General features: G+C 65.4%; 4 protein-coding genes and 1 pseudogene. All 5 read right to left on the bottom strand.

Annotated features, from left to right (window positions below):
• A pseudogene (gene prpB / locus VLR48_RS02140) lies at positions 1-119 on the bottom strand (methylisocitrate lyase); the annotation flags it as partial.
• Between the two features lie 281 nt (positions 120-400).
• Positions 401-1,087 (bottom strand): GntR family transcriptional regulator, encoded by a 687-nt coding sequence (locus tag VLR48_RS02145; protein ID WP_325290200.1) that lies wholly within the window; start codon positions 1,085-1,087, stop codon positions 401-403.
• A 135-nt stretch (positions 1,088-1,222) separates the two neighbouring features.
• The gene (locus VLR48_RS02150; protein ID WP_325290201.1) at positions 1,223-3,118 is read right to left on the bottom strand and encodes a propionyl-CoA synthetase; all 1,896 of its coding nucleotides are present in this window, start codon (positions 3,116-3,118) and stop codon (positions 1,223-1,225) included.
• 512 nt (positions 3,119-3,630) lie between these two features.
• Positions 3,631-4,914 (bottom strand): glutamate-1-semialdehyde 2,1-aminomutase, encoded by a 1,284-nt coding sequence (gene hemL, locus VLR48_RS02155; RefSeq protein WP_325290202.1) that lies wholly within the window; start codon positions 4,912-4,914, stop codon positions 3,631-3,633.
• On the bottom strand, positions 4,911-5,513 hold a 603-nt coding region (thiE, locus tag VLR48_RS02160), incomplete at its 5' end, for a thiamine phosphate synthase (protein WP_414718566.1). The genes thiE and hemL, both read right to left, overlap by 4 nt.

Below are 5,513 nucleotides of genomic sequence, written 5' to 3' on the forward strand. Positions count from 1 at the left end.
TAACCGGTGCGCTCGGCCATCATGGCGTGATAGGCGTTGACGGCGCCGACCACCTGCAGAGGATGCTCCTCTTTGACGGCTAGCCGGAGGCGGGCGCCGGGTGTGAGAGTTTCGGTCATGCGGGTCATCTCCTTCTAAACCGCGCCTGGCGCGGTATGCGGTGTTTTTGGATGGGATCGGCCCCGGCAGACTTGACGACCGCTGGAGCAGGCGCGGTTTAGGTTATTAAAAAATATATCGTTACAGGTGCATCGCACTTGCAGCACGAGTAGCTGTGTCAGAACCATTCGTTGTCGTTGTCGTTGTCGTTGTCGTCATCGACCATCGACACAACGACAACGACAACGAGTTTGGACGGTCTCGATCGTGTCCCGCGATCCAAGCGCTGGTGGCTGGCCGCTCAACGCTCGCCCGCCAGCCGACGCTCGATCGCCCGTCGCGAGGCGCGGATATGCCGTCGCATCAGCCATTCGGCCAACTCGCCGTCGCGTTCGGCGATGGCGTCGGCCACCAGCTCATGCTCCTTGAGCGCGTCCGCGGCCCGGTCGCTCTTCATCCCGAACTGGCAGCGGTACATGCGCGCGAGGTGGTAGAGGTCGTTGCAGAGGATGTCGATGAGACGCCGGTTGCCGCTGCCCTGGACGATGCGAAAGTGGAAGTCGAGATCGCCTTCCTCCTGGAAATAGGTTTGCCAATCGGCGCGAGCGACCTCTCGCCTGTGCTGCTCCAAGAGGCCCTTTAAGTCAGCGATGGCCGCATCGGACATGCGTTCCGCGGCGATGCGCGCGGCCATGCCCTCAAGCGCCTCGCGGATCACATAGATCTCAAGAAGCTCATCGTTCGACAGGGTGATGACCCGCGCACCCAGATTCGGGCGGCGTTCGACGAGATTGGTGGATTCGAGCCGGCGCATGGCCTCACGCAGCGGGCCACGGCTGATCCCGTAGCGGGCCGCGAGCGCAGGCTCGCTGATCTTGCTTCCGGCGGGGATCTCGCCCTCGACAATCGCCTGGCGCACCTGACCGAAGACGCGATCGGCGATCGTCGAGGTTTCCTCGTCCAGGGAGTCGGCTGTGGCGGATATCATAAGTGTCGACACTTGATCCGGTGATGATCTTAATTTAGACCATTATTGGGAGGTGTCAAGTTTAAGTGTCGACATAATGTCTCGCCTGGGTCGGTTTGCGAGCCCCGACCCCGGCGGTTGAGCGGGGCGTCCGGATCAGGCGTGCCGGGCGTATCCGATCGTGCCCAGAGCCGTTTCGATCTCTTCGAGGATCGATGGGTCGTCGATCGTGGCGGGCATGCGGTAGTCCTTGCCGTCGGCGATCGACTTCATGGTGCCGCGCAGGATCTTGCCCGAGCGGGTCTTGGGCAGGCGCTGCACCACGACCACGGTCTTGAACGCGGCGACGGGTCCGATCTGATCGCGGACCAGATTCACCAGCTCTTTGGTGATGAAGGCATCCTCGCGCGAAACACCCGATTTGAGCACCACAAGCCCCACGGGCAGCTCGCCCTTGAGTTGGTCGTGCGCCCCGATCACGGCGCACTCGGCCACATCCGGGTGGGAGGCCAGGACACCTTCCATCGCGCCCGTGGAGAGTCGGTGACCGGCGACATTGATGATGTCGTCGATGCGGCTCATCACGAACAGGTAGCCGTCCTCGTCCAGATAGCCGGCATCGCCGGTCAGGTAATAGCCCGGCTGCGCCGAAAGATACGACTGGATGAAGCGCGCGTCGTTGCCCCAGAGCGTGGGCAAGCAGCCGGGCGGCAGCGGTAACTTGATCATGATGCGTCCGATGTCGCCGGGCGAGACCGGGACACCCTCGTCGTCCAGGACCTGAATGTCGTAACCAGGTACGGCGCGGGTCGTCGAGCCGGGCTTGACCGGGAGCTGCTCGATGCCCAGACAGTTCGCGGCGATCGCCCAGCCGGTCTCGGTCTGCCACCAGTGGTCGATGACCGGGATGTCCAGGATCTTCTGCGCCCAGCCGAGTGTATCCGGGTCGCACCGCTCGCCTGCAAGGAAGAGCGCGCGCAGGTTGCCCAGATCGTAACGCCCGAGATGCTCGGCGTTCGGATCGTCGCGCTTGATGGCGCGGAAGGCGGTGGGCGCGGTAAAGAGCACGGAGACCTTGTGCTCGGAGATCACGCGCCAAAAGGCCCCGGCGTCGGGCGTGCCGACCGGTTTGCCCTCGTAGACGATCGTGGTGCAGCCCGCCAGTAACGGCGCATAGACGATGTAGGAGTGCCCCACCACCCAGCCCACGTCGGATGCGGCCCAGAAGACCTCGCCGGGCTTGACGTTGTAGACGTTCTCCATGCTCCAGGCCATGGCGACCGCGTGTCCGCCGTTGTCGCGCACCACGCCCTTGGGCTGGCCTGTGGTGCCGGAGGTGTAGAGGATATAGAGCGGGTCGGTCGCGGCGACCGAGACACAGGCGGCCGGCTCGGCGGCGGCGAGTGCCTCGGCCCAGCCGAGGTCGCGTCCCGCGATCAGGGTGCCCGGCTCCTGCTCGCGCTGCAGGATGATGCAGTGCTCGGGCTTGTGCTCGGCCAGATTGATGGCCGAGTCGAGCAGCGGCTTGTAGTGGACGACCCGATTAGGCTCGATGCCGCAGGATCCGGCGACCATCACCTTGGGCTTGGCGTCGTCGATCCGGGTGGCCAGCTCGCGCGCGGAGAATCCGCCGAACACCACCGAATGGATGGCACCGATCCGCGCGCAGCCGAGCATGGCCACGGCGGCTTCCGGCACCATCGGCATATAGACGATGACCCGGTCCCCCTTGTTGACGCCGAGCGCGAGCAAGGCCCCGGCGAAGCGCGCAACCTGATCCTGTAGCTCCGCATAGGTGATCACCGTCTTGGAGCCGGTGACGGGGCTGTCGTGAATGATGGCGGGTTGATCGCCGCGTCCGGCGGTGACGTGCCGATCCACGGCGTTGTAGCAGGTGTTCAGCATTCCGCCCGCGAACCAGCGATGAAAGGGCGCATCGGAGCTGTCCAGGACCTTGTCCCACGGCCGATCCCAGTCGATAAGCTCGGCGGCCTCGGCCCAGAACGACTCCGGATCCTTCATCGATCGCTCGTAGACGGCTTGATAACCCATGGTGATTTCCTCGGTTGGTGAGCGATGGCCTTCGCTGAGACCGGAAGGCTTCTGCGTATTTGCTGCGATGCAACACTAGCGAGGCGGAAACAAATTTGCAATCCGCACTCGGGCTTTGTCCGGACCGCGCGCTTGGGGCGCGCGGTCCGGACAAAGCCCGAGGATATTCGGGTCAGATGGAGAGGGGATGGCGAATTATCGCCTTTGAGCGAGGCCGTCAAGTCGCAGATGCCGGGCGTGCAGGGATGGGTGACTGACCCCCGCGCCCCCGGGATGGACCGAGGATGTCGGGGCCTCGAGGCGAGGAGGATACGGGCAGATGCTCAAGACTGACGTGAATGCAGACAGGCCGTTGGAATGGGATTCTTGACTGGATCAATCACCGAGCGCCGCTTGCTCGGCGCGGTTCAAAAGTAACTTCTTGAACTCTTAAACCGCGCCGGCTCCGGCGCTGGTTGGGTGTTACGAGGCAGAGCCGACGCACCGACGCGGCATGACACGCCGGGCGCGGTTTAATGGGCGACGAGGGCAAAACTCTCCTCTGCCGCATCCAACGTCGCCTGGATCTCGGCCTCGCCGTGCGCCATCGAGACGAAACCGGCCTCGAAGGCGGAAGGCGCCAAGTAGACCCCGCGCTCGAGCATGGCATGGAAGAAGGTCTTGAACTGCTCCTGATTGCAGGTCGTCGCCTGCGCGTAATTGGTCACCTTCTCGCCGGTGAAGAAGAGTCCGAACATGCCGCCGGCCTGGTTGGTGCTGAAGGGGATCCCCGCGACATCGGCGCGTGCCTGCAGGCCGACGAGAAGCTCTTCCGTGGTGGCGCTCAAGCGGTCGTAGAAGCCCGGCTCGCTGAGCAGCTCGAGGGTCTTGAGGCCGGCCGCCATCGCGATCGGGTTGCCCGAGAGTGTGCCGGCTTGATAGACGGGCCCGAGTGGGGAGATGCGGGACATGATCTCGCGCTTGCCGCCGAAGGCCCCGACCGGCATGCCGCCGCCGATGACCTTGCCGAGCGCGGTCAGATCCGGCGTGATGCCGAACAGCTCCTGCGCACCGCCGCGCGAGACGCGAAAGCCCGTCATGACCTCGTCGAAGATGAGCACCGCGCCGTATTGGTCGCAGATCTCACGCAGACCTTCGAGGAATCCCGGCACGGGCGGGATGCAGTTCATGTTGCCGGCGACCGGCTCGACGATGATGCAGGCGATCTCGCTGCCGATCTCGGCGAAGGTTTCGCGCACCTGCGCCAGGTCGTTGTAGGTCAGCGTGATGGTCAGCTCGGCCAGGGCCGCGGGCACGCCGGGGGAGCTCGGCTCGCCGAGTGTCAGTGCGCCCGAGCCGGCCTTCACCAGCAGCGAGTCGACATGGCCGTGGTAGCAGCCCTCGAACTTGATCACCTTGTCGCGACCCGTGTAGCCGCGGGCCAGACGCAGTGCGCTCATGGTCGCCTCGGTCCCGGAGCTGACCATGCGCACCATATCCATGCTCGGGACCAGCTCGCAGACGCGATCGGCCATGGTCGTTTCGAGCTCGGTCGGGGCGCCGAAGGAGAGGCCCTTCTGGATGCGCTCCTGCACGGCCGCGATGACCTGCGGATGGGCGTGCCCGAGGATCATGGGGCCCCAGGAGCCGACATAGTCGACATAGCGCTTGCCGTCGGCGTCGACGGCATAGGCCCCGGACGCTCTCTCGAAGAAGACCGGATCGCCGCCGACGCCGCGAAACGCGCGCACCGGCGAATTCACGCCGCCGGGGATATGGCGCTGCGCGGCTTGGAAGAGATCGTGGGATCGGCTCATCGGGGGTCTCCGTCGACAAAGAGTGAGGCATAGGCGCGCGCCGCGGCGGCGAGGTCCGGCTGCGCAAAGACACCGGTCACGACCGCCAGCATCCGGGCGCCCGCCGCGATCAATAGCCCGCCATTTTGTGGCGTGATCCCGCCGATCGCAACCGCGGGAATGCGAAGGCTGTCGCGCGCCGTGCTCAGAAGCCCCGAAGAGGCCCGTACCGCATGCGGTTTGGTGGCCGAGGGGAAGAAGCTTCCGAAGGCGACATAGCTGGCCCCGGCCTGCTCGGCGGCCCGTGCGAGGGTTAAGTCGTCGTAGCAGGAGACGCCGATGATGGCGTCTGCTCCGAGGCGCCGACGGGCCGCGATCGGGTCGCCGTCGTCGCGGCCGAGGTGGACCCCGTCGGCGCCGAGCTGCGCGGCGAGTGCCACATCGTCATTGACGACGAGGGGGACACCCGCGGCACGGCAGGCGCCGAGTACCGCGATCGCCTGGTCGCGTCGATGTTCCCGATCCGTGCCTTTGTGGCGATATTGGACGAGCCCGGCCCCGCCTGCGATGGCGCGTGCGACCTGGTCGGCTAGGACGCCCGGCTCCAGCAGGGTGTCGGG

It is taken from the genome of Thiocapsa sp., from assembly GCF_035467215.1.
Classification (GTDB): Bacteria; Pseudomonadota; Gammaproteobacteria; order Chromatiales; family Chromatiaceae; genus Thiocapsa.